Source organism: Clostridium formicaceticum, assembly GCF_001854185.1.
Taxonomy (GTDB): domain Bacteria; phylum Bacillota; class Clostridia; order Peptostreptococcales; family Natronincolaceae; genus Andreesenella; species Andreesenella formicacetica.
This window is the reverse complement of record NZ_CP017603.1, coordinates 96,978-122,755: the sequence shown is the minus strand read 5'-3', so window position 1 is coordinate 122,755 and position 25,778 is coordinate 96,978. Positions and strand designations below refer to the sequence as shown.

The following is a 25,778-nucleotide window of genomic DNA, read 5'->3' as shown; positions in this document are numbered from 1 at the left end:
TAAAAAGCACAATCCCCTTCTAGATTCTACAGAATTTAGGAGGGGTTAGTTTTTTATGGAGGGATTTACTTGCTGTTTAGCAGTTTTTATTAAAGTTGCTCTATTAATCTTAGACATACCATATTTACTTCGTAAGGTATCCATAGTTTTTTCAAGCCTTTCCTCTTTGTGGGAGGAATGATTTACATCAGGCAAATCAAATAGTGAGATTTGATCTGATTTACAGCCCTTATCAAAGCCGCTAAGACTAATACCAAGTAGTCGGACAGGAGGGAAAGGTTTCCAGTGTTGTTTAAGAAGTTGAATACCGGCAGATACGATTTCTTTTGTTATATAAGTAGCGGGTATAGTCATTTGTCGGGTTATAGCTTGGAAATTTGAATATTTAATGATTATTTGTACAGTGCATCCCTTTTTATTGTGTTGGCGTGCAGTCATTCCTACTTCATCGGCAAGCTGCATTAATACTACCGTTGCAGTTTCTAAGTCAGATAAATCTTCTGAAAGGGTAGTAGATCTACCGATGGACTTTACCTCGTCTTCAGAATGAGGTGCTACAGGTGAAGGATCTATTCCGTTGGCTTTTTTATGAAGTTCAAGACCTAATTTTCCGAATTTTTTTATAAGAAATTCTTGGTTGAAAAGAGCTAAGTCGCCTATGGTCTCAATGCCTATACTGGAAAGCTTTTCAGCAGTTTGCTTTCCAATACCATACATAGATTTAGCAGGAAGGGGCCATAGCTTATGCTCAATATCTTTTTTCCAAAGCGTTGTAATACCTAAAGGCTTCTTCATATCAGAAGCCATTTTAGAAAGAAACTTATTTTCAGATATTCCTATAGAACACCATAAACCTAGTTCACCTCGGATGTTATTCATAATCTTTTGTGCCGATTCCAACGGTTTTCCTAAAAGTCGTTCACAGCCTGTCATATCTAACCAAGCTTCATCGATGCTGTTTTGTTCAATAACAGGGGTGTAGGAAGATAAAAGGTGCATAACTTCTCTTGATCTTTGTGTATAGAAAGAATGATCTGGAGGAATTAGTTTCATATTAGGGCAAAGTTTTAAAGCTTCATGGAGTACCATCGCAGTTTTTACACCAAAGCTTCTTGCCTCATAGTTAGCCGCTAAAATGATTCCAGTACGCTTTCTAGGATCCCCTGCTACTGCTGCAGGAGCGCCTATAAGTTCAGGGTTTCTAGTCATTTCGCAAGAAATAAAAAAAGCATTCATATCAACAAGAAATATTACTTTTTGCATAATGGATGATCCTTTCACAGAAGAAATAATACGCTTTCACAGTGTAATTATACCATTTGATGAGGTTTGTTTACAAACTAGTTTTCTTAAGAGGTTTTTTAGCGTTTAAAGCATTCGTCATTCTGTTTAAGATTTCTTTGGTTTCACCCAAACTACATAGAGAACACTATAAAAAATACATATATCCAACAGATATAATCAAGACAGGCTCAATTGAAAATAAGATAATCGTTATATTCCTATAAATAGAATAATGCTACTAGTATATTAAATATCCTAGTAGCAACTGGCTTTTCTCTACATATTCGATAAAATCTGTATAACTTCGTTTATATCAGGTAACTCTTGAGAATAATACATTTTTACCCACCTGATCTTACCCTTTTCGTCTATGATAATATTTGCTCGTTCTGATATACCCTGCGTTTCATTAAACAATCCATATTCTTGTGCTACTTTTCCATGGGGCCAAAAGTCTGAAGGAAGGCTTACGTTATTCATTAGGATTGCTGTTGCCCATGCTTTTTTACAAGGTGGTGGATCAACGCTAAATCCAAGGGGAATAGTATTGAGTTTCTGAAATGTTTGCCAATTCGTTTCTAATGCCCTCATCTGATCAGTACAAACTGGTGTCCAAGCAAGAGGGTGCCAGGAGAGTAATACTTTTTTGCCTCGATAGTCTGACAAACTTATGTTTTGCTCATGGTTATCCTTTACAGTGAAATTCGGTGCATCACTACCCACTTCAATAAGTTTCATTGTTCTAGTCTCCTCTCATTATATGTAGCATGTCCTAAATCTGCAAATTTTATGAAATTTAGTATAGTATTGAAAAAGTAAAAGAGATAGAAAAAATTTCTATTTTAAAAATCTTATCAAGGCCTCGACGTTTTTTTATTAACTGCTGATTACATAATAAGCAATTATCAGAGTAATACTATTTTAGAAATCTATTAACAAAAAAAGAAGAAAAAATATTATATAATTCAAGTAATTATCAGAAATAGCAGGAAAATAAAAAGGAGTTGGAGGAATGAGCAATACAACAACAGCCCTATTAGTTAAACTTGTAATGACTTTTATTGCTGCATGGTTGACTTTAGGCTTTATGGATGGAAATCCATTGGTCTGGGTAATTATTGTAGCAATAGTAGGTACTGGATTAAATTATATATTAGGAGATTTAGTGGTTCTACCAAACCTAGGAAACGTTGTAGCTTCTATAGGGGATGGTGTAATGGCAGCAGTTGTTGCCTATGTGATAGCAATGTTTACAAGAGACTTCAATACTACATTTGGTACATTGATAGGATTAGCAATAATCGTGGGCGTGGTAGAATTTTTCTTTCATATGTATCTGCAACGAGCTGATACAGTGGCTCCAAAAGAAAAGTAAGGCTTACTAAAAATAGGAAGATATGGTCTTCCTATTTTGGTTTTTCTAAGATGATTTATGGCTTAACTGGCGCTGCTGGTTTATATTCAGTTCACATTGGGATTTTAGAATAAAATTATAGAATTTATAAAACCTTTGGTAATTGTCGCCAAAAAAATATTGACCATGAGGAATAGCTTATGTTATTATTAAAATATAAACACTATTCAAAAAATAGCTGTATAGGGTTACAATTGCATATGCAAAATAGCATAATAAACCTTTTCATAAACAAAAAATGCTATGAAATTTAAAGAATCTGATTTATCTTGATGCTTAGGCTTGCAAGAAAAAGTAAGATTTTATTTTTTAATCTACGCTGTATATACAGGTATAACCTAGATGTACACTGGGTTTCTTAAGAATTACAATAGAGATGCTGATTGGTAGAGATAGAAATTAGGAAATATGCTAATGCTTATAAAAAAATGAAATAAAATCATTAAAGAAACAGCAATAACCACTGTATAAAAAACTAGTAATTGAAATCGTATTCAATAATTTTGTTTCGACACTTAACTGCATGTATGGTTAAGAAAAAAATATATTTTATAAGTTAAAGGGGGAAATTAAAATGGCAGATTTAGCAATGGATTTAAATGCATTAACCCAAGCAGTCGGAGAGCTTGACGAAGACCAAGTATTAAAAATATTAAATGAGTTTGTAGGAAAAAATCCAAGTGAAGAAGAAGCGCAAAAGGTAGTAAATGCGTGTCAGCAAGGAATGGCAATTGTAGGAGATTGGTTTGACAAAGGTGAATACTTTGTAGGTGATTTAATCTTTGCTGGAGAGTTATTAGCAAGTGCTATTGAAACATTAAAGCCAGTGATAGGTTTAGGTAGCACGGAAAAGATAGGTACCATTGTTCTTGGGACGGTAGAGGGAGATTTACATGATATTGGTAAAAACATCTTCAGAAGCATGTCAGAAGCAGCGGGTTTTGAAGTATATGATATTGGAATTGATAAATCAGCAGATGCCTTTGTTCAAAAAATCAAAGATGTAAAACCTCAGATTGTAGGAATGAGCGGCGTACTTACTTTAGCCATTGACTCTATGAAAAACATTATAGATAAAATGAAAAAGGAAGGGTTAAGGGAAGATGTAAAAATTATTATTGGTGGCAACCCTGTAACCAAAGAGGCTTGTGAGCATGTTGGGGCAGATGCTTTTACCACCAATGCGGCAGAAGGTGTAAAAATCTGTCAAGGGTGGGTGAATTAGATGAAGGATATGCTAGCACAAGCAAAAGAAAGAAACCAGCTTTTCCAAGATATTGATGAAGGAAAAATACCTAAAAGGGTACCCGTATATACTTGGATGGATATAACATATATTATGCAATATGCCGGGGTTGATTTAAAAAAGGCACAATGGGATGTTGGTGGATTTAAAGATATGATTGAAGTTGGGGCAAAATCATTTGCATCTGATATCAATCCTGCCACGTTTACAAGGCTATATCCAGTATATAACATATTGGGAGCAAAAAACTTTATAATGAGTTCTTCAGGTCAAATTCAACACCCAGAAATTACTGGCATGGATCCTGAAGAATATGATGAAATGATTAAAGATCCTTATAAGTTTATGCATGACAAAATCTTCCCACGGTTATATGCAAATTTAGACACAACGCCAGCGAAACGATCTATGGTATTTGCTAAAGCACAAAAAGCTTTTTTCGATATCATGGGACAAATAGCTGCGGCCGATGCTGAGATGAATGCAAAATATGGTCTGGCTGATGGGCGAATAGCTTGTCAATCGATTGCACCCTTTGACCAAGTTGCTGATCAGTTTAGAAGTTTTAGTGGTATTAGTGCAGACATAAGAAGGTATCCAGAAAAGGTACTTGCAGCATGTGAAGCAGTACTGCCTATGATGTTAAAAGCTGGGGTTAAGCCGCATTCATCTGTTAGCAAGAAAACATTTATCCCTCTTCATATGGCACCCTATATGAGAGAAAAGGATTTTGAAAAATTCTATTGGCCTACCTTTAAAAAATTGGTTGAAGGATTATGGGCTGCTGGAGCAGGGGTATTACTATTTGTTGAACATGATTGGACGAGGTTTTTAGATTACTTAAATGAACTACCTAAGGGAACACATATGATGTTTGAATATGGTGATCCAAAGACGATCAAAGAAAAAGTAGGTAAGAAGCATATCATTTCTGGGCTTTACCCATTAACCTTATTAGCTCAGGGCACAAAACAAGAATGTATTGACAAAGCCAAAGAACTGATTGATATTCTTGCACCAGGTGGTAATTATGTTTTCTCTTTTGACAAGGTGGCTTTAAATATAAGAGATGCAAAACCTGAAAATATTATTGCTGTAAATGAATTTGTAAGAGAATATGCAGTTTATTAAAGGAGGTATTTAGGATGGAATTTAAATCAGAATATTACACTTCTTGGTCAGAGTATGCAGAGGAAAATAATGTTTCTCAAGAGGAAGCGGAATTCATTGCACCAAATACCCAGCCATATGAAGAATTAGTTTTTGCCTTTTCTATGTATTTAACTATGTAAAGCAATCCTTTATAAAATCAAAACTGAATGAAAGTTAACGATAGGCATACGCCTTTAAGCTTGAACTATAATATGAAAGATCTATAATTTTGCCTTTTGCTACAATTCCGGGGGAGTAAAAACTCCCTCGGAATTAAGTTTCATTTCATGAAAGGGTAGAATTATATAATGAATTTTAAGGCACTAGAGAAGTTGATAAAAAACTAAATAATAATTAAATAGAAGATTTTACGAAGGGGTGAGTGTAACAAATGGGCGACATGAAAAAAGTATATGATGATCGAGTGAAGAGAATTTTAACAACAGTTAATCATGAGGAACCAGATAGAGTGCCAATACTATCAACTTATGGTACTTGGGCAGTTTCTTATGCAAATAGTTCCATAAAAGAAATTGAAGAGAACCCAGAAAAAGAAATAGAGGTATTTTGTAAGCCTCATGAAGATATTTATTGTGATGCCACGTATACATGTGGCATAGCTTTCGATGCTAAAAGTGCCGAAATTATTGGAAGTAAAAGTCATTTTATCTCTAGAGATGGGGAGACAATACAGCATCAAGAAATAACACCTATGGAATCGGAAGATTATCCTGATTTGATCAAAAACCCTATGGAATTTATATTTAACAAGTTAGTGCCAAGAAAAGCAGCTAACTTGCGGGAATCAGCTTCAGAGAATTATGATACCCTTAAACAACTTTTAAATCATTGGAAAGTGAAAGGGGATGTACAGCAAAGACTAAGGGCAACACTGAAGGAAAAGTACGGAATACCTGTTATAACTGGTGGCTTTGCATATCCGCCTATGGATATTATTTTTGACTACTTGAGAGGTTTTAAAGGAATTTCACTGGATATAAGGCGACGTCCTGAAGAACTTCTTGAGGCGATTAATGCATTAGCAGAATTCTCAAATGATGTTATGGGAATACATCCTGGTACAAAACAAGTTGCTAGTTTTCCATTTTATGCTACAATGATGCACCTTCCTACATTTATTAACGCAAAACAGTTTGAAAAATTCTTTTGGCCAACCTATGAAAAAATGTTCCTTAAAATTCATGAATTAGGAGGTAAATTAATTATTTTCCTAGAAGGAAAATGGGAAGATAAGTATTATCTTTTGAATAGTATGCCAAAAAACTTTGCTATAGGCATCATAGAAGGGGACGATGTTTTTGAAGCCAAGAAAAAAATTGGAGATAACATCACAATTGCCGGCGGTATGCCTTTAGAACTGTTGAAAATGGGTACAAAGGATAAATGTATAGATTATGCAAAGAAATTGCTTGATGAATGTGCACCTGGCGGAGGATATATATTTGCAACAAGTAGAGAACTTTTATCCAGAGGTGATTTAAACGTAGAAAATTTAAAAGCAGTTAATCAGTTTGTACATGAACATGGTGTATATAAATAGGGGGAATAATACATGGAGAAAGAAAAAACACTTTTAGAGTTGATTGAGGGCTTAAAAGATGAATTTGATTTTTTACCGCCGGATGAAAATATTAGAAAAGATTTTTTGACTTTTATCAAGTTTATTATATTGGGTTCTTAAATGCTAAACTGATTTTAAAAGGTTATATAAGCTTAAACAAGAAATTTTCTAGGACTGAGTTCTACATTATGTAGGATTCAGTCCTTTTAATGTATTCTAAACTTTATTAACCACAAACAGACAAAATGTATTAGAATATTTAAATAATAATTATTGACATATGTCAAAAATGGGATATAATAAAAATATAAATGACATATGTCAAAAACTAAAAGGAGGTGTTTGTATGCCGAGAAGAGATGGAACTGGCCCAATGGGAGTAGGAACAATAAATGAAATTGGTTTAGGTGGTTGTATCAATGCAAGTACATTTAAGTATGATGTTGGCTTGAGAATTCATCACAGATTTGGGTTTGGTTGCAGACGAGGATTTGGAAGACATTTTCTAAATGATGAGAATAATTTAAAAACTCAAAAAAATTTATTACTGGAACAAAAAGAACTACTTAAAAGCAGGCTTAATGCTATTGATAAGCAGTTAGAGGGCTTATAAAAGGCAGCAAGGATAGCAGAGGGAGGTTTTGTTACTTTTGCAGCAATGAGGTGAGGGAATTATGCCTAGGCCGAGAAAGTGGAGAAAAGTATGTTGTTTGCCGGAAAGCGATAGGTTTGGACCACTTAAACCCCTAATGAAAGAAGAACATTTTATTACTATGACCGTTGATGCGTATGAAACGATACGGCTAATTGACTTGGAAGGACTTACGCAGGAGGAGTGTGCCAACAGAATGAACATTTCACGTACAACTGTTCAAGGTATTTACAATGAAGCAAGGAAAAAACTTGCAACGTCATTGGTTAATGGAAAAATGTTAAAAATTGAGGGTGGAGACTATAGGCTTTGCAATGGTTTTGAAAAGTCCTGTGGTGTTGGTGGACACTCCAAACATAGGTGTGACAAAGACTTTGTAAGAAATGGTAAAAAAAATAAGGAATAATGATAAAAATAGTTATAAGGAGGAGTCTTAATGAAAATAGCAATGCCAGTAGATGATAAGTCTATGAAAAACAGTATATGCCAATCATTTGGACGTGCACCTTACTTTCTTATTTACGATACTGAATCGAAAGAAAGTATTTATTTAGATAATAGTGCCGCTGCCAGTCAAGGTGGAGCTGGGATTAAGGCTGCACAGACGATTGTGGATAGTAAGATAAGCGCCTTACTTACGCCACGATGTGGAGAGAATGCTGCAGAGGTCATTAAAGCAGATGACATCAAAATATACAAAACAATTAACACCTCTATTATGGAGAATATCAATGCTTTCATAGATGGAAAGCTATCTTTATTGGAAGAAATTCACGCTGGATTACATAATCATGGAGGGAAATAGCATGAAAATCGCTGTGCTAAGTGGCAAAGGTGGCACAGGCAAAACCCTAGTATCTGTAAACCTAGCTGCGTCAGCAAAGGAATCTATTTACATAGATTGTGATGTTGAAGAGCCAAACGGTCATCTCTTTTTTAAACCGAAGGCTGTTCAGTCTGAAGCCATTGCTATCAGGACTCCTTCTGTAGATGAAAAACTTTGTAAAGGGTGCCGTATATGTGTTGAATTTTGCAAATTTAATGCGTTAGCTTATATTAAAGATAAGCTAATCATCTTTGACGAAGTTTGCCATTCCTGCGGAGGATGTGTGCTGTTTTGTCCTGCAAAGGCGCTGTCGGAAAAAGAAAAAGTTATTGGAGAAATTCAAAGTGGTGTTTCAGAAAATGTAGGGGTAATAACAGGAATATTGAATACAGGTGAAGCTTCAGGGGTTCCAATCATTAAGAAACTGCTGACTTGTGCAAGTTCAGATAAACAATTTACTTTTATTGATTGCCCACCTGGAAGTGCTTGTATTGTTATGGAAAGTATAAAGGAGGTAGATTATTGTATCTTAGTGGCAGAACCTACTTTATTCGGTGTCCATAATCTAAATATGGTTTATGAGCTAGTCAAGTTGTTCAATAAACCCCATGGTGTGATACTTAACAAATGTTTGGAGGAGGAAAATCCAGCAGAAAAATTCTGTATAGAAAATAGTATTAAAATCATAGGCAGACTTCCCTTTGATAGGCAACTTGGCAGAGTAAATGCTGATGGTTTAATTGCAATTAGAGAAAGTCAAAAGTACAGGGATCTGTTTTTTTACCTGCTTCAAAGAATAACTAGGGAGGTGGAAGATGAAACAGTTACTCATCCTTAGTGGCAAAGGAGGTACAGGAAAAACAACAGTTGCCAGTGCCTTTATAAAGTTATCAAATGCCAAAGCCTATGCAGATTGTGATGTGGATGCACCTAATTTGCATCTCGTTATGAAGCACTTAACAAAACCGAGATCAACAGACTATTATGGACTACCTAAAGCAGAAATAGATGGGAAATTATGTGTTCAATGTGATCTGTGTAGGCAAAATTGCCGTTTTGATGCAATCCATGTAAAGGATACATACAACGTAGATAATTATGCTTGTGAAGGCTGCGGTGTCTGCGAAACAATTTGTCCAGCGGCAGCGATATCTCTTAAACCTGCAAAAGCAGGAGAGTTAATGCTTTATGTAGATGAAACAGTGTTTTCCACTGCTCAGCTTAAAATGGGAAGTGGTACATCTGGAATGCTGGTCACTGAGGTAAAAAGACAGATGAAATCCGCATCTGAAAATAACGTAGTGGCAATCATAGATGGATCGCCCGGTATAGGATGTCCAGTGATAGCATCCTTGAGCGGTGTCGATATGGTTTTAATCGTAGCGGAGCCTTCTATATCCGGCATCAGCGATATGAAACGTATTATTAAAACAGCAGAAAAATTTCAAATAAAAACTGTTGTTTGTATCAATAAATATAATACCAATATTGAAAACACAGAAAAAATAGAGGCATATTGCAAAAAAATAGGTTTACCTTTTGTAGGAAGAATTCCCTTTGACCCAAATGCTGTAAAAGCTATTAACAATGGTAAAAGTCTTGTTGATATTGATTGCATAGCGGGTCAAGCAATAAAAGCTATCTTTGAGAAAACCTTAAATATACTATAAATAAACATAAAGGAGTCAGTAAAATGAGCGAAAATTGTAATCAAAATTGTAATACATACAGTCATGACCGTGATTTTTCCAGTTTTTCCGCTAAACCCCATGAGCTAAGTAATATCAAAAAAGTTGTTGGCGTTGTCAGTGGCAAAGGCGGGGTAGGAAAATCATTGGTCACTTCTATGCTTGCAGTAACCATGAATCGAAGAGGGTATAAAACAGCTATTCTTGATGCTGATATAACAGGACCATCGATACCTAAAGCATTTGGTGTTAAGGGAAAAGCAGTAGGAAATGAATTAGGTCTATTTCCTATGAAAAGTAAGACAGGTATTGATATCATGTCCATTAATCTACTTTTGGACAATGACACAGATCCTGTGGTTTGGAGGGGGCCAATTATCGCTAACACAGTAAAACAATTTTGGACAGATGTTATATGGAGCGATGTTGATTTTCTGTTTATTGATATGCCCCCTGGTACAGGGGATGTACCCCTTACAGTATTTCAATCCATAGCAGTAGACGGCATTGTCATTGTAACATCTCCACAGGAATTGGTTTCAATGATCGTGTCCAAGGCGGTTAAAATGGCAGAAATGATGAATATACCCATTATAGGATTAATAGAAAATATGTCTTATTTTAAGTGTACAGATTGCAATAAGGAATACAAAATATTTGGAGAGAGTCATATTGAGGAAATCGCAGAAAAGCATAATATCGATGTTCTTGCAAAGTTGCCAATCGACCCTAAAGTCTCAGCAGCCTGTGACAAAGGTAAGATAGAATTTTTTGATGGGAATTGGCTTGATAATATTGCAAAGTATTTAGTTATGGAAAATGGAGGGAAAAAAATGAAAATTGCAGTAGCTAGTGAAAATGGTATGGTTGCAGAGCATTTTGGTCATTGTGAGGGTTTTTATATTTTTGATGTGGAAGGCAATCAAATTGTTAGCAGTAAATCTATACCTAACCCTGGACATAAGCCGGGATTCTTGCCGAATTTTTTGAATGATATGGGTGTAAATGTTATTATTTCTGGTGGCATGGGGGGAGGTGCAATTGATATTTTTAATGAAAAAGGTATAGAAGTAATTACAGGAGCTGCAGGAAATGCGCAAGTTGCAGCAGAAGAGTATTTACGAGGTAATCTTAAATCCACAGCCTCTGTGTGTCATGAACATCAACACCATAGTGAATGTGGACACTAAGGAGAAAATCTAAAATAAAAAAATTACCATGGGAATATCTAAGCTTTTATATGATCGCAGGAAGATTCGGCAGGAATCCAATGATGCGAGAGTGCTTAGCAAACAGATGGTTAAGAAAATTTCAAGAGGAGTGCACTACAGAAAACTTAAAGATGGAGTTTTGGTTTTTAGTAGATACTCATGAAGATATTTTTGTTGCATTTAACCAGTTACAATAAGATGATATTCTAACTTAGGTAAAATAAGGACTGGATCAATAATCCCAATTTTATTGCTTTAAAAAACTTTCAATAGAGGGGAGTATCGTGATGACTGAAGGAAGGATATATGCTATTTCTATTAGCCCAGAGCGAGGACAGCTAAAAAAAGAAGTGGTTGATGCTGATGTTATAGAAAACTATGGGATAGAAAAAGATGGGCATGCAGGAGAATGGGGGCGTCAAATTACTTGTCTCAACTGGACCCGCGTGCAAGAGACAAATAAGGCACATGAGCTAAATGCTGGTCCAGGTGATTTTGCAGAGAATATTTTAATAGAGGGGATAGACTTTTCAAGTTTATCGGTTGGCAGCAGGTTTAAATTGGGTACAAGTGTTGTTTTAGAAGTTACCCAGATTGGTAAAGAGGATCATCCCAGTATTGTTAGCAGAACCTTTGGTGTAAGTCTTTTGCCAAGCGAAGGGTTATTCTGCAAAGTGATACGGGGTGGTAAAATAAAAAAAGGAGATTTGGTGAAGGTGGTATAAAAAGGATATAAGAAAAGCTTAAAGAGATCTCTTGAGGAGCAACGCTAAAAATCGGGAAATATTTAGTGCTAGTTGATAAATACAGGAAGCAATCTAAGGTGTTTAAACTGCGTGTCGACTTTGCTTAGTAACTGGTATATAATAAAATTAAAGACCTTGTTACAAAAGCTGAAGGGAGCAATTACAGATGTTTAAACTTGATGTCAACTTTGCACAACAACTAGTAGAGTTAATTAATGAAGTAACACAGCAGAATGCCAATATTTTTGGTGAAGGCGGAGTGATCATCGCTTCAACACAAAAAGAGAGAATTGGCAATATTCATGATGGTGCCAAAAAAATTCTAGCGGGTGAAGTAGCAGAAATAGCTATAACAGAGGAAATGGCTAAAACCATGCAGGGTGCAAAGCCTGGTTATAATATAGGGATTGATTTTGGAGATGGTAACTTAGCAGCTATTGGTATTTCCGGTGATCCAGAAGTGGTAAAACCTATTGCATTAATTACAAGTCATGTAATTAAGTTAGAATATAAAAGAGAGTTTTTTATGAGTCAGCTTAGCGTAATGGCATCAGATATAAATCTAAGCTTACAAAGTTCAACTGCGGGACTTGAAGAGTTAGCAGCTACGTCAGATGAACATGTTGCAAATGCTACAACGATTCATGAGACTATGAAGGAAGTAAAAGCTAGAATGATGAATACCAGTCAGATCATTCATTTACTAAAGACGATTTCTAAGCAAGCTAATATATTAGGAATTAATGCAGCCATTGAAGCATCTAGATTAGGTAATGCAGGAAAAGGCTTCCAGATTGTTGCACAGGAGATCGGTAAACTAGCAGGTACAACTGCCAAGTCCAGCAAGGAAATTGAAACGATCATAGTAGATATCCAGAACTTAGTAAATGAAATTTCATCAAATTTAGAAAAAAATGTGGTGGCGACGCAAGAACAGTATGGTGTTTTACAAAACCTTACAAAGGAACAGGAAAATATAGCAGCAGCTGTTGATAGTTTTAACCAATCAATCGTAGGTTAAGAGGGGAGGTTTATAGACCTCCCTTTAGCTTATTCTATTGTCTTGATTTTTTTAAAAGCATCAGACTCTTTTATTCATTAACAATTTATAATGCTTCTTCGTAATTAGAGGAATAACCGGAGGTTACAGCATGATTCCATTTATACAGTACAAGCTGGAGGGAAAAATAATCAAGAAAAAACGTGATATTGTATATAAATCACTGATAGAAGCATCACCTAACATAAACAACGGCAATATTAAGGAGATATCAGAAACAGACTTAGAACTATTGTTCAGTCTTTATAATCAAGTGTTTTTAGAAAATAGGCTTAAAAAGGATTTTAAGGGTACATTTTCTTTTTCATTATCTAAACGTATGACGAAAAGTGCAGGACTTATTCTTTATTCTAAAAACATAAATAAGATGAAATCAGAAGGAGAGAAAATTGAGATTCGTATTGGGGTAGATTTCTTTTTACAGTATGATCTTTTAGAAGGAAAGAAAACAGTTTGTGGTATAGACACCAAAAACAGCCTTGAAGCCTTACAACTTGTTTTTGAACATGAAATTTGCCATGCTATAGAATATATTTATTTCAAAAAATCAAGCTGCAAAGGAGAACGATTCAAAACTATCTCTAATAATCTGTTTGGACATACTGAAAGTTATCATCAGCTACCAACTTATAGACAGATAGCAAACAAGAAGTTAGGACTTAAAATAGGGGATCAAGTGTCTTTTACTTTTCAAGGAAAAAAAGTCGACGGTATTATTTATAGAATAAATAAACGGGCTACAGTTATGGTAAAGGATAAAAAAGGACAGTTTATAGACAAAGAAGGAAATCGGTATATTAAATATTACGTTCCATTAACTGCATTTTAAAATAAGCATTTATTTTACGAATAAGTTTTGTGAAAGTCACTGAATTTACTTGATCTTGTAGCATAATTGTAATAGTATATTTATTAAAAAATCGAGGAGATTTACAATGAAACAATTCGAGAATGTAACAATTATGAAACATGCAAAAAAAATAGTAAACAACTGGAGCAAATAGGGTATATTAAAAAAATGATGATAGGTCTAAGGATTGTTATAGAAAAATAGCAGAGGTGATAAAAATGACAAAACCAAAGGTATATGTGACACGACTTTTGCCAATGGAGGCATTAAACTTATTGAAGCAACGGTGCGATGTGGAGATGAACTGTGAGCCCAGAGATTTATCGAAAGAAGAGTTATTACATAAAGTTAAAGGCTATGATGCTTTATTGGTAGCAGGTACTAAGATTGATGAAGAGATTTGTGCAGCAATTAAGTCTCATTGTAAGATACTGGCTGGCTATGGAGTAGGCTATGACAATATAGATGTAGAGGCTGCCACGAAACATGGTATTTATGTCACCAATAATCCTGGTGTAGTTACTGATGCTACAGCAGACTTGGCCTGGGCATTGCTGCTGGCCACAGCTAGACGAATTGTTGAGTGTGATAGATATGTAAGGGCTGGAGGAAGTGACTGGGGTCCTACAAATCTAATGGGAACGCAAGTAAGTGGTAAAACAATTGGAATCATTGGGGCGGGGCGTATTGGTACCGCCATGGCTCAGCGTGCCAAAGGCTTCAATATGAACATTATTTATACTGGAAGTAAGGCAAAGCCTGATTTTGAAAAAGTAACGGGTGGCAAATACGTTGATCAGGAAACACTCCTAAAGGAAGCAGATTTTATATCGATTCATGTACCATTCCTTCCTTCTACCCATCATCTGATTAGCACCAATGAGTTAAAACTTATGAAAAATTCAGCAATACTGGTTAATACAGCTCGAGGGCCTATTGTTGATGAAAAAGCTTTGGTACTGGCATTGAGGGATAGAGAAATTGCAGGGGCAGGACTTGATGTTTTTGAGCGGGAACCTTTGCTGGAGCCGGGGTTAGCTGATCTTGATAATGTTGTTTTAGCGCCCCATGTTGGTACATCCACCTTAGATACAAGAGTAGTCATGGGGGAGGGGTCTGCAAGAAATATTTTTGCTGCTCTTGATGGTAAATTACCTCCAAATTGTGTAAATCCTGAAGTAGAGGGAAGGATTATGAAGGATTAATTTCATTTTTGCCGCTAATTTTAATATGAAAAGGGTACATGGAATTTTTTTATTTAAATCCAAGTACCCTTTTATAATGTCTAATCTCAAGCTGGATTTTATTGCATATATTACATAAAAAAGCTGTTATAGAAATTAAATTAAGGATAAATTAAAGCAACATTAGCGAAATAAGAGAATACACAAAATTATTTACATAGCCGATGCCGATTCCAGTTGGATATTCCGGTCGAATCTTTCTGCGATATCCAAATCGTGCGTAACGATAATAACGGCCTTACCTTCTTGTCTCAGCTGTTCCAATAAGTTCAGTACCAAAAGCTTATTAGCTGAATCTAAAGATCCAGTCGGTTCATCAGCTAAAATGACACTGCATGGTTTAATAAAAACCCTCGCTATGGCTACTCTTTGCTGTTCTCCACCGGAAAGTTCATAAATTTTCTTCTTTTCATAATTTTCAAGACCAACTTTGGCTAGAGCTTGCTGGATTATGCCTTTATTATCTTTTTCAGAGCTATATCGTAGAGCAAGCTTTAAATTTTCCTCAACGGTATCCCTATCAATAAGTGCATAATTTTGAAAAATATACCCTATATGGTACCTTCGTAATAATACAGCTTCCTTGGAAGTTATCTTTGAGATTTGCTTCCCATTGATGAATAAGGAACCGGATGTGCATTCGTCCAACAAACCAATTATATTCAATAAAGTACTTTTTCCACACCCGCTTTTGCCTGTTATGGTAATAATTTCTTGCTCATTAATACACAAATTAAAGTCATTAAGTATATTATTGTTACCGAAATTTTTATTGAGATTTATTGTTTCAACAATTTTCATGTTATTCCCCCTTTAATGTTTCTACCATAAATTTACTTTCTCGTCCCTTTAAAACTAAAGCAGAACAAAGTGTATCAAACAACAGCGCTAGTAAACAGCTTGCTAAAATAGGTTTAAGAATTTGAATTCCTACGACTTTATTGCTTATAAAAAAACTAATTGCTAAGCTTATTAAAATAATCATTGCATCCTGAAGAAATAAGCCGATAAAAACCTTTTTGTTTCTTGAAAAGAAATTGAATCCTAGGAAATTCTTAATCGCAATCCTTTTTTTATTATTTTGAAAATATATTTCCAGATAAAAAAGCAAAGAGAGAACCAAAAATATAAGACTCAATACAAATACAATCAGACTGAAGCCCATCAGATTTTTGAAATATTGAACATCTTCAGCATTTTGCTGATATACAGAGGCAAAATCTGTCTCTACTTCTCCATAGCCTAAATCGTTGAAGAGCACGCTTATTTCTCTATTTAACTCATTAATATCATCATACTTTACATTCATGCTGGTAAAAGATGGAGTATATACGTTTAATCCCATGTTTTCTCCAGTCACGATAGCTAAGATACCATCGGTAATAAAATCTCCTCCAGCAGTATAAGTGAATAATGATTGATTGTCTTTTATGTATATAAATTTTTCCATTATGCTGGGGTTGTTTAAATTTTCTTTTGAAAGATCTGTGGTGTTTTTCTCACCAGTAATCCGTTCCCTAATAATATCCTCAGAAATATATTTGTCGTAAACATGCTTTTTATGTATTGTTTGCCTTAATTCCTCTTCATGGAATTTATAGCGCATAGGAACAAGGACGGTGATTGCATTATTATCCCTGTTATCTACGGAGCTTATCCTGTTTCCCGTTGCATCTAAAATCGGATTTTCGATGAGATAATTTTCATTTATATACACGAAGGGCACATCCACCTCCTGATTATTGATGAAGAAAGAATTTTCATTAATCTGATTAGTCGTCTTATAAAACAAGAGGCCGTTTTTTTCATTGAGATAGTTCCAAATTATCTTATGGGTTTGTTCAAACTCAGCTGCTCTTTTCTTATTATGAAAGATGTGGTCAGGTACATAAATATTTAAAGTAGCATAATTTTTTGTCTCTTCCCATCGATGAACAGCTTCCTTTTTTTCAGAAATAAAATTCCAGGAAACGGCTGATATGCCAAAAGCAACTATGATGATTAAGGTGGAGCCCATTTTTACGAAAACACTTAAAGTATTCTTAGAAGGTTTCTTGCCCTTTATATAAGACACTATATGTATTTTCTCTGATTTGCTTGCAATGTTAATAAGCAAAAAAAGGGCAAAGGCAGTCATGAAAACTGCAGCAAAGGGAATTGAGAATTTTAGAGAACCCTTCAAAAAATACTTTAGGATATCCAAACTTTTTATGTTTTTATTAAGCACAAAAAAAGGAATAACTATCAATTGCGATAATAATACAGAAAACACCATGGGTTTTACAGCCTGTTTTATAAAAATATCATAAAAAACGACTTCTGTACCGTATCCTAAAAGTCTTTTAACGGCAATTTCTTTTTTTCGGCCTTTGATATCATATAAAAAAGATGTAAGCAGAGTAATAAAAAGCATTACAATTAAAATCATACCATAATTATATTTGAGGCTGTTTACATCTCCAGTAAAGGTGTTTTGCAGCCTTTGATTATAGTACATTGTCAAGCTATTTCCGTATCTATTATTAATTTCATTGAGTAAATTTTCTAAATTAGAGGCGTCATCAACATTTAATGCATATTTTCCCTCTACACCTATATTTTTCAGGTGATCTAAAGGTCTGATAAAAATCCCTTTATTGAAAAAGGTTTGAATCATCTCTGCATTTATTTCTGTTAAATCATTGGAATATGTGATAGTTTGATCATAATTCAAGTCTTTGATAAACCTATTGGAGAATAAAAAGTCATGTATATATTTATTTTTGTGGGAGTAGACGAATATATCTATCCCGCTGTTATTCTCTGGAATGAATTTAGCAACAGTCAAATCATATTCATCTGCTATTGCTTTCAGCTCTCTAATGGTGTTTTCCTGACTAACCGTCGTGTTTAAGTATATGGTGGCATTAAAAAATTCATTGGTAATTTTGTTATATTCCCGTATCGCCAGACCACTTCCGTAAAAAATCAAAATAGCAATAAAGAAAAAAAGGATCAACCCGTTGTATATTTTCTTAATCATATATAAGTCCCCTTCCATAGCATAGGTTGAAGTATTTGACTGATTTACTTCAACATTGTCATGAGCAAAAACCATGCTTACTAATAGTTTTGCAGAAATAAAGCCTTTATAAAATTAACCTTATAGCTATAGCTGTTATGAAGCAATAGTAAGTATAGCATCTTTGTAGAAGGAATTTAGCTTTTTTGATACTGTATAATTTTTTTCTTTAAACTTACTTACTATAGTTTTGCACAAATTAAAGCCTTAAGAATTTAACTTTACTACTGTTATGAAGCAATAGAAAGTATAGCATCTTTTACGGATGTATTTTTCTCTACTTCTTGATCTAATGCGGTTTTGGAGAAAACAAGTTTTTCCAGAGAAAATCTTTTAAGGCAGATACGAAGTCTTTTGAAGCTTAGTTCTGATGTCCAAGGGGTGTCCCCTTGATTTTCATATGCATAAAGCCAGCTGTTATTAGAATGTTTTAACAGTGTTATCTTTCCGATACTATAGGCTACAGCTACAAGGTGTACGAATCTGAATGTAGGTAATAAAGATTGATGCTGGTAATCTCCTAGCCCTAGATGTTGCTTCATATCCTTGATCGCTATTTCGATGGAAAACCGTGCACCGTAGATTTCAATGATTTGAGATGGGCTCAGCATTATATCTGTACTAATCAGTGCAGCTACATTGCTACCGATCTTAGTAACTACAACTCGTACTTTACGGTCAAGATCTAATAACCATAAGTCTTTTACTACAACCTCAATGGTTTTGGCTTCGCCATACAGACATACAGATACCGATTGAATCGGTTCGGTTTTAATAAGACCAAGTATCTTTACTTTTTCTCCCTTTTTTCTTGGTCTGCCTCGTTTCTTGATTTCAGGTGTTTCGGGGTCTAAATACCCAACTGCATTGCTTTTTAATTTTGTAATCACATGAATAGGGTTCTTTCTATCCAATAGGGGTTGTATAAACGACTTATTACTAAAATATGCATCTGCTACTACCCTGACAGTATATTTACAAGCCCAATCTGTAAACTGAAACAATGCAGCATGGGCATTATCCCAAAAGTTCATTGGTCTTGCCATTCCGTCAGCATCGCACATCCATTGACAGGGGTTAGACTTACCGGATATCAACCGAAAGATCAGTGGGAAGCATAGGAACCTTTTGGTGAGAAAAGAGCCAACTAAACCCAATATACCCCAGTGGTGCCCAACAATATATTCACCTTTGTCTGCATTTCCGCTATGATTATTCCACTTTTAGATACCTAGTATTTTCTCGGAATTCTTAGCAATCAGGCTAGTGTCATAAGCTACCAGTAATGCCCCGTGGACCATAAAGCTGTCTGGGAATAATAACAACTGTAGTATTTCTTGAGGAATATAAATGTACACAAGAATCACTCCTTTGCCGGGGTTATTTTGTACATATATTCCTCTTTTATTTTGCAAATTATTACGTCAATTTCTGGTAATTATTTAAAAAGCGCAAAACTATAGTATGTGAATATTCTTTTGAAATATATTGCGTTTTGTTTTAAATGCATAAAAAAACAAATGCATTTATTAATACAATAAAAAGGGAACCAATTATTGCTAAACTTCTTTTTTTCATAGTTTTATTCCTCTCTAAAATATACTGTCCTCATTAGAAAGAACAGTATATTTTAGTTTGTTTAATGTATTTGCTATAATGAATTTGAGGCTGATTCATTCAACATACTTGTTCCTTGCTTGATTTAATAAAGATCAATGAGTTATAAAAGCAAGGTAGTATTTTGGGGAAAATTTCTACCCTGCTTTTTATTTATTAATAGTTAACTATTAATAAATTCATTAAAGGTTTTCATCTGATACTCTAACACTTATAGTACCTGATAATGCTCCACTACTTGTTGTAAAACTTACATTATGTCTACCGCTCCACGCATTATTTACAGTTCTTGTCCTACTATCGTTTGCTGGTACTTCAAAACTCCAACGTTTATTACCATTATCATAGGATACAGTAACTGTTAATTTCTCATTTCTATTGTTTGTTACATGTATACGATAAGCATTATATCCTTCAGGTTGATCCCAACGCCTGCCACTGGAACCAATGGATTCATCACTAATTGCTAGATAACTATCCCTTGGTACTCTATCATCAGAATCATCTTCTCTTGTTTCAATTGCTACCTCTTCTATACTAACATCAGCATCATCTTCGTTTGTTTCAATCACTACTCCTTCAATAGGTTTTTGATTAGCACATGCAAATAGAAAACTTATTGAAGATAAAACTAGAAGTAATGATAACGTTACTGTTATTTTTTTCATTTTCATTCCTCCTCTCATTTCATTAGTTTCCTTAAAACTCCTATGCGTTGCAATTACTTAATCCTAAAACTAGTCAAAATATTTACCGCCATAAATATTCCTGTTCTGTCAACAACCCTGTTGATTTGGCACTTCTATTGGCATAAATTAGCATGTGGATTGTGGGTTATAGATTATTTAGGCTCTGTACAGAATAAATGTTGTTGATGTGGACATACTATTGATATAAACTAAACTTGAGGTGATATGGTATGTCTACATCAATTTTTAACCAAACTAAAAAATTGTTTAGCAGACTAACTAAAAAAGAGCGTAGGGTTTTACTAAAGCATTTATAAACATTAATGGGGGTTGATTCCACTAGTAGCAACTCACTTCTTGCAATAAAAGGTGGTGAACCAGAAGATGATATAAAATGCCCTCATTGTAAATCTTTAGAGGTAATTAAGCATGGCAAGGTTAAGGAAAAGCAAAGATATCGTTGTAAAGAGTGTACCAAGACCTTTTCTGATACAACTCTCACCCCTTTTGCGTATAGTAAAAAGGCTTTATCAAAGTGGGAAGAATATGCCAATTGCTTTGTAGAAGGATATTCCCTTAGAAAAACAGCTGGGATTGTTGGGATTAGCCTTGAAACAGCCTTTATTTGGAGGCATAAAATCCTTGATGCAATTAGATTAAATGTTTATCGATAACCTTTCGTTATTTGCTAAAGGCTTATTTGTGTCGTCTAAAATGATGATGTGACATAAATCTTGATTTAAAATTTTCGTATTTTAAGAATTTTATACAGCAGGTTATGAAATTTTTGCTTCTTTTTCATTGCATATAAATAACACCATTATATATTATATTAAGTATCAATGTTATTACAGCAAGTATTACAGCAACCCATATTAAAGTACCTATTGTGTCCATGAGTGCCGACCAATCTTGAATTTGTACTCTATGATTAATTTCGAACAGTTGTAAACACAGTGATGCTACACAAGCACTAAAACTAACAATAATGAAAGAGCAATTTTTCACTGCATCCTTTCTAGGGTGTTTCATAGCTAAAAACGGAACAATCCATGCAATAAGTCCAAGTAGCAGACTTCCCAAACTCAGTAAAGTTGATATTAACATTGACATCCTCCCTTCATATTGGACTATTTCTACACATATTAAAATAATCTTTGCTGCTTCGCATTTTTCATTTATGCGTCCATACTTATATCTCAATTGTAACAGAAATTTACATAATTATTAAAATAAAGCACACTATTTTAAATAAACAATTTGCCTAAAACAACATTTTCCTTGTACAGGGCCATTATTTAAAAAGTTAACCGAGTCCAGATGAGGTAGTAGCTACTCTAACCGCTAAACTACCTTTTAAAGGATAACCATTTTTTGATGTTATGTTAACATAACGAGTGCCAAAATCAGAAGCCTGCATTCTTACTTCACCTGATTTTCCAGCCGCTACTGTAAATGTTTTTTGCACTGCACCAGTTGCACTTGACACAGAGTCATTTTTAATGCAATCCTATGGATCGCTAGAAGTGGAGCTGCACGGCGGGATTTACCAGAACGTTTTGGCCCTTGGAAAACCGTATATAGCCGTTTTTGTAAATGGCGTGATGACGGTGCTTTACTAAAGATTTTTCACCACTTAAATTCAGAACCAGATTATGAAAACTTAAGTATTGATTCCACTTCCGTCAAAGCTCACCAGCATAGTGCAGGTGCTAAAAAAGGGCAATAAACCATGAAATGAATCAGCATATAGGCTTAAGTCGTGGTGGTCATACGACAAAGATACATGCTATCGTTGACGGCTTAGGTAACCCAATTCATTTTCAATTATCAGCAGGTAATCTTCATGATAGTACGCTGGCTGTTGATGTGCTTTCTCATGTAGATATAAGTGACAGCAATATCTTGGCAGATAAAGCTTATGGAACAAAAGACATCAGAGATTACATAAGCTCAAAAGAAGCAACGTATACGATTCCGCCTAAAGCTAACACCCGTGATCCATGGAAATGTGATTGGTGGGTTTATAAAGAGCGTCATTTAGTGGAATATTTCTTTAACAAAATCAAGCATTTTCGCAGGGTTGCAACCCGATATGACAAACTTGCCGATTCTTTCCTTGCCTTTGTGTATATATCAGCTATTTTTATTTTGAGCAAATAGTATAGAGTTATTTAGTTTTCAGACACGCCCTAATAAAAATCTCCAACTTGATCAGTAAATCTTCCCATTGGCTTTCGCACATCCTAATACTAACCAAACATAAGGCGGCATAAAAGCCTATCTAAATTAGTGAACCCACATTAATCATAGAATCACCCTTTCATTCATTATATCAGATAATTTCCATATTTTTATACAATTGGAACGAAGTGGGCGTTTGTGGTAACGAAAAAGTTTAGGCACTATTTGATTCTCTTTTTTTCTATTGGTTCACTTTTAAATCTGTCTTGAAACAAATTTCCTACTCTGTTTATGTCTCTATCTATTATAGTAGTCCCCCCTAAGGGGACTACTACTTGTTTTGTAACCGTTGTTTGTGGTGTTACTTGAAAGCTTTGCAATTTTCAAACGAATATTTTATCAGATCCAATTCTCCAAATTTGATAACTGCATAATCTTTAAAGAATAAGTCTCTGTTTTCTTGTTGATCTCCAGTTATTTTAGACATAAGATTATGCACTAGAGTTGTCTTTAAAATAGGCCTATCTTTAATTCTGATAAATAACATCTCTACAAATTGACTACCATTTAAGATAGTATTTTGTGGTATATCAATAACTGTCCCACTATACGGGTCTGTATAAAGTAAGGCCTCTTCCATTTCAAAAGGTATACCTTCTATTTTATCGATAAACATATCTAACCCACTTAAATCCAACTCTAAATAAGCAACGGAATCTGTCGCTGATTTTCCAATAATTTCTTGTAAATTTTTTTGAGATTGTATATTCTCTGCTGCGTAACTCAGGTCTCCAGAAACATCCAAAATGTCAATCGTTTGCTGTAGGTTATCAAAATTCACGACAAAAGTCGGAATACTATTATTGTCTGACTTAAATGCCATAATGATTCGCAACATCTCATTATTAATAATCTTTGATTCTTCTTTTTGAGATGTTATTTCCTTTATATTTTCATCTGTTTGCACATTCATATTTCTATTCAAAAAAAAGAAACTACCAGCACCTATTACAAGAGCAACTATACATATAGACAAAGCTAAGGGATACTTTTTTTTCATAACTATTCTCCTTGTTAATAAAAATCTCCAACTTGATCAGTAAATCTTCCTATTGGTTTTTGCACATCCTAATGCTTACCAAGTATTAGACGGCGCAAAAGCCTATCTAAATTGGTGGACCCACATCAATCATAGAATCACCCTTTCATTTGTATTATTTAGAATTCAATCTATAACAAATATAGATTGAATTCTAAACCCAGAATCAAATTTACTCTAATTTTGACTTCTCAAATAATTTGGTTCAGCATAAACAACCTCTACATAAGCGTTAAATACATCTACTGCTTTATCTGCTTCTTCAACACTGGAAAATTCAAATACATAAGCGTTAATTAATTCAAGATGTTGGACTTGTTTTATTTTTTTAAATATATTTTTTTGATTTATATTGTTGATAAAGTCTACAAGCTCTACTCCATCAGCAAATTTCACTATGATTTTATCTGTTTTTTCATGATTTTTTGTATTGTCTTTGTAGTATTTTATTTTTGCTTTAATATCCCGACCAAATATATTTCTATCAATCCCTTTTATACTTCTTGCACTTGTTTCGGTTTTATTTGAAACTATCACTTTGAAAGCATTAACAACTCCGTCGCTTAATACCTTATTCTTCAAGCTGTCCAATTTTGTTACGTTACTATCAGCAGTTAATCTTTCCTTAATCTCTATGGGTGTTAAGCCTAAATCATCTGACCAGACTAATCCTGCAACAGCTGATACTACTGGCGCTGCCATTGATGTACCATTCTTGTAGGTATAATTGTTTTGAGGATAGGTACTCAATATTTTTTCTCCTGGTGCAGCGATGTCCGTTGGTCCACCATAATTTGAAAATATGGCTAGTTCTCCATTAGCGTTAACAGCTGCTACAACGATAGAATTGTCATGATAATAACAAGCAGGGTATTCAGGATTGATACTTAAATCGTTTCCGTCATTTCCAGCAGCTATTACAAATAATATTTCTTCTGCTTTTAGCATTGCCTCTTGTTCTGAAACAGCTGGGGCATAACCCCCAAAGCTGCAATTCATTATCCTAATATCATTATCTTTCGCATACTGAATTGAATTGACAAAAGATGCTATTGCACCGTTATAAACCGGATACTCTGGTATTCTACTTCCCAGAACTTTTAAAGGTATAGGGGTGGATTCTGGTGCAATTCCTGCTATGCCTTGTCCATTATTTGCCTCAGCTCCTATAATTCCTGCAACGTGCGTTCCGTGGCCTGCTCTTGCTGATGAAGCAGAGAGGTTCTCATTAGCAGGAAAAACATCTTTCATATTATGAATAAAATTATAAGCCAGCGTTAAATCAATATTCTTTTTCAAGTCTATATGATTATCATCTGTACCGGTATCTGCAATACCTATTTTAAAGCCATTTCCTTTGCTGTATTGCCATGCTGGAAGAATATTAATGTCTAATCCATTTAAGTAATTCAGCAATCCCCATTGTTCTTGAAAGTTCTCATCATCAGGGTTGTTTAGCTTTTCAATGAACAAGTTATATTGATTATTTTCTAAATCAAAATTTTTCGCAGTAACCTTAATATAATCTGTAAACTGAAACAATGCAGCATGGGCATTATCCCAAAAGTTCATTGGTCTTGCCATTCCGTCAGCATCGCAGATCCATTGACAGGGGTTAGACTTACCGGATATCAACCGAAAGATCAGTGGGAAGCATAGGAACCTTTTGGTGAGAAAAGAGCCAACTAAACCCAATATACCCCAGTGGTGCCCAACAATATATTCACCTTCGTCTGCATTTCCGCTATGATTATTCCACTTTTGGATACCTAGTATTTTCTCGGAATTCTTAGCAATCAGGCTAGTGTCATAAGCTACCAGTAATGCCCCGTGGACCATAAAGCTGTCTGGGAATAATAACAACTGTAGTATTTCTTGAGGAATATAAATGTACACAAGAATCACTCCTTTGCCGGGGTTATTTTGTACATATATTCCTCTTTTATTTTGCAAATTATTACGTCAATTTCTGGTAATTATTTAAAAAGCGCAAAACTATAGTATGTGAATATTCTTTTGAAATATATTGCGTTTTGTTTTAAATGCATAAAAAAACAAATGCATTTATTAATACAATAAAAAGGGAACCAATTATTGCTAAACTTCTTTTTTTCATAGTTTTATTCCTCTCTAAAATATACTGTCCTCATTAGAAAGAACAGTATATTTTAGT

At 34.5% G+C, this 25,778-nt stretch carries 28 protein-coding genes and 2 pseudogenes; 19 read left to right on the top strand and 11 right to left on the bottom strand.

All coding sequences use genetic code 11. The annotated features are described in order from the left end of the window. Positions 1-45: 45 nt before the first annotated feature. Positions 46-1,263 (bottom strand): DNA polymerase IV, encoded by a 1,218-nt coding sequence (locus BJL90_RS00525; RefSeq protein ID WP_070963361.1) that lies wholly within the window; start codon positions 1,261-1,263, stop codon positions 46-48. A 297-nt stretch (positions 1,264-1,560) separates the two neighbouring features. After that, a complete protein-coding gene (locus BJL90_RS00520; RefSeq protein WP_070963359.1) occupies positions 1,561-2,022 on the bottom strand; it encodes a redoxin domain-containing protein in 462 nt (153 codons plus the stop codon). A gap of 274 nt (positions 2,023-2,296) precedes the next feature. Between BJL90_RS00520 and BJL90_RS00515 the strand changes: the two genes are divergently transcribed. From BJL90_RS00515 to BJL90_RS00450, 17 genes are all read left to right on the top strand, one after another. Then, entirely contained in the window at positions 2,297-2,659 is a 363-nt protein-coding gene (locus BJL90_RS00515; protein WP_070963357.1) for a DUF2512 family protein, read from the top strand. A 613-nt stretch (positions 2,660-3,272) separates the two neighbouring features. Beyond that, positions 3,273-3,923: a cobalamin B12-binding domain-containing protein gene (locus BJL90_RS00510; protein WP_070963355.1), complete on the top strand. Its 651-nt coding sequence runs from the start codon at positions 3,273-3,275 to the stop codon at positions 3,921-3,923. Then, complete coding sequence (locus tag BJL90_RS00505) at positions 3,924-5,075, top strand: uroporphyrinogen decarboxylase family protein (protein WP_070963353.1); 1,152 nt, start codon at positions 3,924-3,926, stop codon at positions 5,073-5,075. Positions 5,076-5,089: 14 nt separating this feature from the next. Continuing rightward, a complete protein-coding gene (locus tag BJL90_RS21725) occupies positions 5,090-5,236 on the top strand; it encodes a hypothetical protein (RefSeq protein ID WP_156778675.1) in 147 nt (48 codons plus the stop codon). Positions 5,237-5,496: 260 nt separating this feature from the next. Next, positions 5,497-6,657: a uroporphyrinogen decarboxylase family protein gene (locus BJL90_RS00500; protein ID WP_169824172.1), complete on the top strand. Its 1,161-nt coding sequence runs from the start codon at positions 5,497-5,499 to the stop codon at positions 6,655-6,657. 12 nt (positions 6,658-6,669) lie between these two features. Beyond that, positions 6,670-6,798: a hypothetical protein gene (locus BJL90_RS23000; protein WP_257786395.1), complete on the top strand. Its 129-nt coding sequence runs from the start codon at positions 6,670-6,672 to the stop codon at positions 6,796-6,798. Positions 6,799-7,024: 226 nt separating this feature from the next. Then, on the top strand, positions 7,025-7,291 hold the full coding sequence (locus tag BJL90_RS00495; protein WP_070963350.1) for a DUF5320 domain-containing protein: 267 nt from the start codon (positions 7,025-7,027) through the stop codon (positions 7,289-7,291). Between the two features lie 61 nt (positions 7,292-7,352). Further along, the gene (locus BJL90_RS00490; protein WP_070963348.1) at positions 7,353-7,736 is read left to right on the top strand and encodes a DUF134 domain-containing protein; all 384 of its coding nucleotides are present in this window, start codon (positions 7,353-7,355) and stop codon (positions 7,734-7,736) included. A 30-nt stretch (positions 7,737-7,766) separates the two neighbouring features. Next, a complete protein-coding gene (locus tag BJL90_RS00485; protein WP_070963346.1) occupies positions 7,767-8,135 on the top strand; it encodes a NifB/NifX family molybdenum-iron cluster-binding protein in 369 nt (122 codons plus the stop codon). Position 8,136: 1 nt separating this feature from the next. Further along, positions 8,137-8,994, top strand: coding sequence for a 4Fe-4S binding protein (locus BJL90_RS00480; RefSeq protein ID WP_070963344.1), 858 nt, complete (start codon positions 8,137-8,139; stop codon positions 8,992-8,994). After that, positions 8,972-9,826: an ATP-binding protein gene (locus BJL90_RS00475; RefSeq protein WP_070963342.1), complete on the top strand. Its 855-nt coding sequence runs from the start codon at positions 8,972-8,974 to the stop codon at positions 9,824-9,826. Before BJL90_RS00480 ends, BJL90_RS00475 begins: the two co-directional genes overlap by 23 nt. 23 nt (positions 9,827-9,849) lie before the next feature. Then, on the top strand, positions 9,850-11,034 hold the full coding sequence (locus BJL90_RS00470) for an iron-sulfur cluster carrier protein MrpORP (RefSeq protein ID WP_070963340.1): 1,185 nt from the start codon (positions 9,850-9,852) through the stop codon (positions 11,032-11,034). Continuing rightward, positions 11,022-11,252 (top strand): hypothetical protein, encoded by a 231-nt coding sequence (locus tag BJL90_RS21720; RefSeq protein WP_156778674.1) that lies wholly within the window; start codon positions 11,022-11,024, stop codon positions 11,250-11,252. The genes BJL90_RS00470 and BJL90_RS21720 overlap by 13 nt, the downstream gene beginning before the upstream one ends. Before the next feature lie 90 nt (positions 11,253-11,342). Beyond that, positions 11,343-11,780, top strand: a complete 438-nt coding sequence (locus BJL90_RS00465) for an MOSC domain-containing protein (protein ID WP_070963339.1) — start codon at positions 11,343-11,345, stop codon at positions 11,778-11,780. A gap of 187 nt (positions 11,781-11,967) precedes the next feature. Further along, positions 11,968-12,822 (top strand): sugar diacid recognition domain-containing protein, encoded by an 855-nt coding sequence (locus BJL90_RS00460; protein WP_070963337.1) that lies wholly within the window; start codon positions 11,968-11,970, stop codon positions 12,820-12,822. 130 nt (positions 12,823-12,952) lie between these two features. Continuing rightward, a complete protein-coding gene (locus BJL90_RS00455; RefSeq protein WP_070963335.1) occupies positions 12,953-13,690 on the top strand; it encodes a SprT-like domain-containing protein in 738 nt (245 codons plus the stop codon). Positions 13,691-13,929: 239 nt separating this feature from the next. Beyond that, on the top strand, positions 13,930-14,916 hold the full coding sequence (locus BJL90_RS00450; RefSeq protein WP_070963334.1) for a 2-hydroxyacid dehydrogenase: 987 nt from the start codon (positions 13,930-13,932) through the stop codon (positions 14,914-14,916). Between the two features lie 192 nt (positions 14,917-15,108). Here the strand turns inward: BJL90_RS00450 and BJL90_RS00445 are convergent, their stop codons facing one another. The 5 genes and pseudogenes from BJL90_RS00445 to BJL90_RS00430 form a co-directional block, all read right to left on the bottom strand. Beyond that, the gene (locus BJL90_RS00445) at positions 15,109-15,756 is read right to left on the bottom strand and encodes an ABC transporter ATP-binding protein (protein WP_070963332.1); all 648 of its coding nucleotides are present in this window, start codon (positions 15,754-15,756) and stop codon (positions 15,109-15,111) included. A gap of 1 nt (position 15,757) precedes the next feature. After that, a complete protein-coding gene (locus tag BJL90_RS00440) occupies positions 15,758-17,977 on the bottom strand; it encodes a DUF1430 domain-containing protein (RefSeq protein ID WP_070963330.1) in 2,220 nt (739 codons plus the stop codon). A gap of 269 nt (positions 17,978-18,246) precedes the next feature. Next, positions 18,247-19,224: pseudogene (locus BJL90_RS00435) on the bottom strand (IS701 family transposase); the annotation flags it as partial. A 15-nt stretch (positions 19,225-19,239) separates the two neighbouring features. Further along, complete coding sequence (locus BJL90_RS22995) at positions 19,240-19,374, bottom strand: hypothetical protein (RefSeq protein WP_257786394.1); 135 nt, start codon at positions 19,372-19,374, stop codon at positions 19,240-19,242. Between the two features lie 441 nt (positions 19,375-19,815). After that, a complete protein-coding gene (locus BJL90_RS00430) occupies positions 19,816-20,301 on the bottom strand; it encodes a hypothetical protein (RefSeq protein WP_070963326.1) in 486 nt (161 codons plus the stop codon). A gap of 344 nt (positions 20,302-20,645) precedes the next feature. On the opposite strand from BJL90_RS00430, the gene BJL90_RS00425 reads away from it, so the two are divergent. After that, positions 20,646-20,996 carry an IS1/IS1595 family N-terminal zinc-binding domain-containing protein gene (locus BJL90_RS00425; protein ID WP_070963324.1) on the top strand — a complete coding sequence of 117 codons (351 nt, stop codon included), beginning with the start codon at positions 20,646-20,648 and terminating at the stop codon, positions 20,994-20,996. A 124-nt stretch (positions 20,997-21,120) separates the two neighbouring features. Here the strand turns inward: BJL90_RS00425 and BJL90_RS00420 are convergent, their stop codons facing one another. Together BJL90_RS00420 and BJL90_RS00415 are read right to left on the bottom strand one after the other, a co-directional pair. Then, on the bottom strand, positions 21,121-21,429 hold the full coding sequence (locus tag BJL90_RS00420; protein WP_070963322.1) for a hypothetical protein: 309 nt from the start codon (positions 21,427-21,429) through the stop codon (positions 21,121-21,123). A 199-nt stretch (positions 21,430-21,628) separates the two neighbouring features. Next, entirely contained in the window at positions 21,629-21,811 is a 183-nt protein-coding gene (locus tag BJL90_RS00415) for a hypothetical protein (RefSeq protein ID WP_070963320.1), read from the bottom strand. On the opposite strand from BJL90_RS00415, the pseudogene BJL90_RS22655 reads away from it, so the two are divergent. Continuing rightward, positions 21,809-22,485: pseudogene (locus BJL90_RS22655) on the top strand (IS5 family transposase); the annotation flags it as partial. The gene BJL90_RS00415 and the pseudogene BJL90_RS22655 sit on opposite strands and share 3 nt — an antisense overlap. Before the next feature lie 382 nt (positions 22,486-22,867). Here BJL90_RS22655 and BJL90_RS00405 read toward each other — a convergent pair. Together BJL90_RS00405 and BJL90_RS22260 are read right to left on the bottom strand one after the other, a co-directional pair. After that, positions 22,868-23,566 (bottom strand): hypothetical protein, encoded by a 699-nt coding sequence (locus tag BJL90_RS00405; RefSeq protein ID WP_070963316.1) that lies wholly within the window; start codon positions 23,564-23,566, stop codon positions 22,868-22,870. 216 nt (positions 23,567-23,782) lie between these two features. After that, positions 23,783-25,501 (bottom strand): S8 family serine peptidase, encoded by a 1,719-nt coding sequence (locus BJL90_RS22260; RefSeq protein ID WP_070963314.1) that lies wholly within the window; start codon positions 25,499-25,501, stop codon positions 23,783-23,785. Positions 25,502-25,778: the final 277 nt, after the last annotated feature.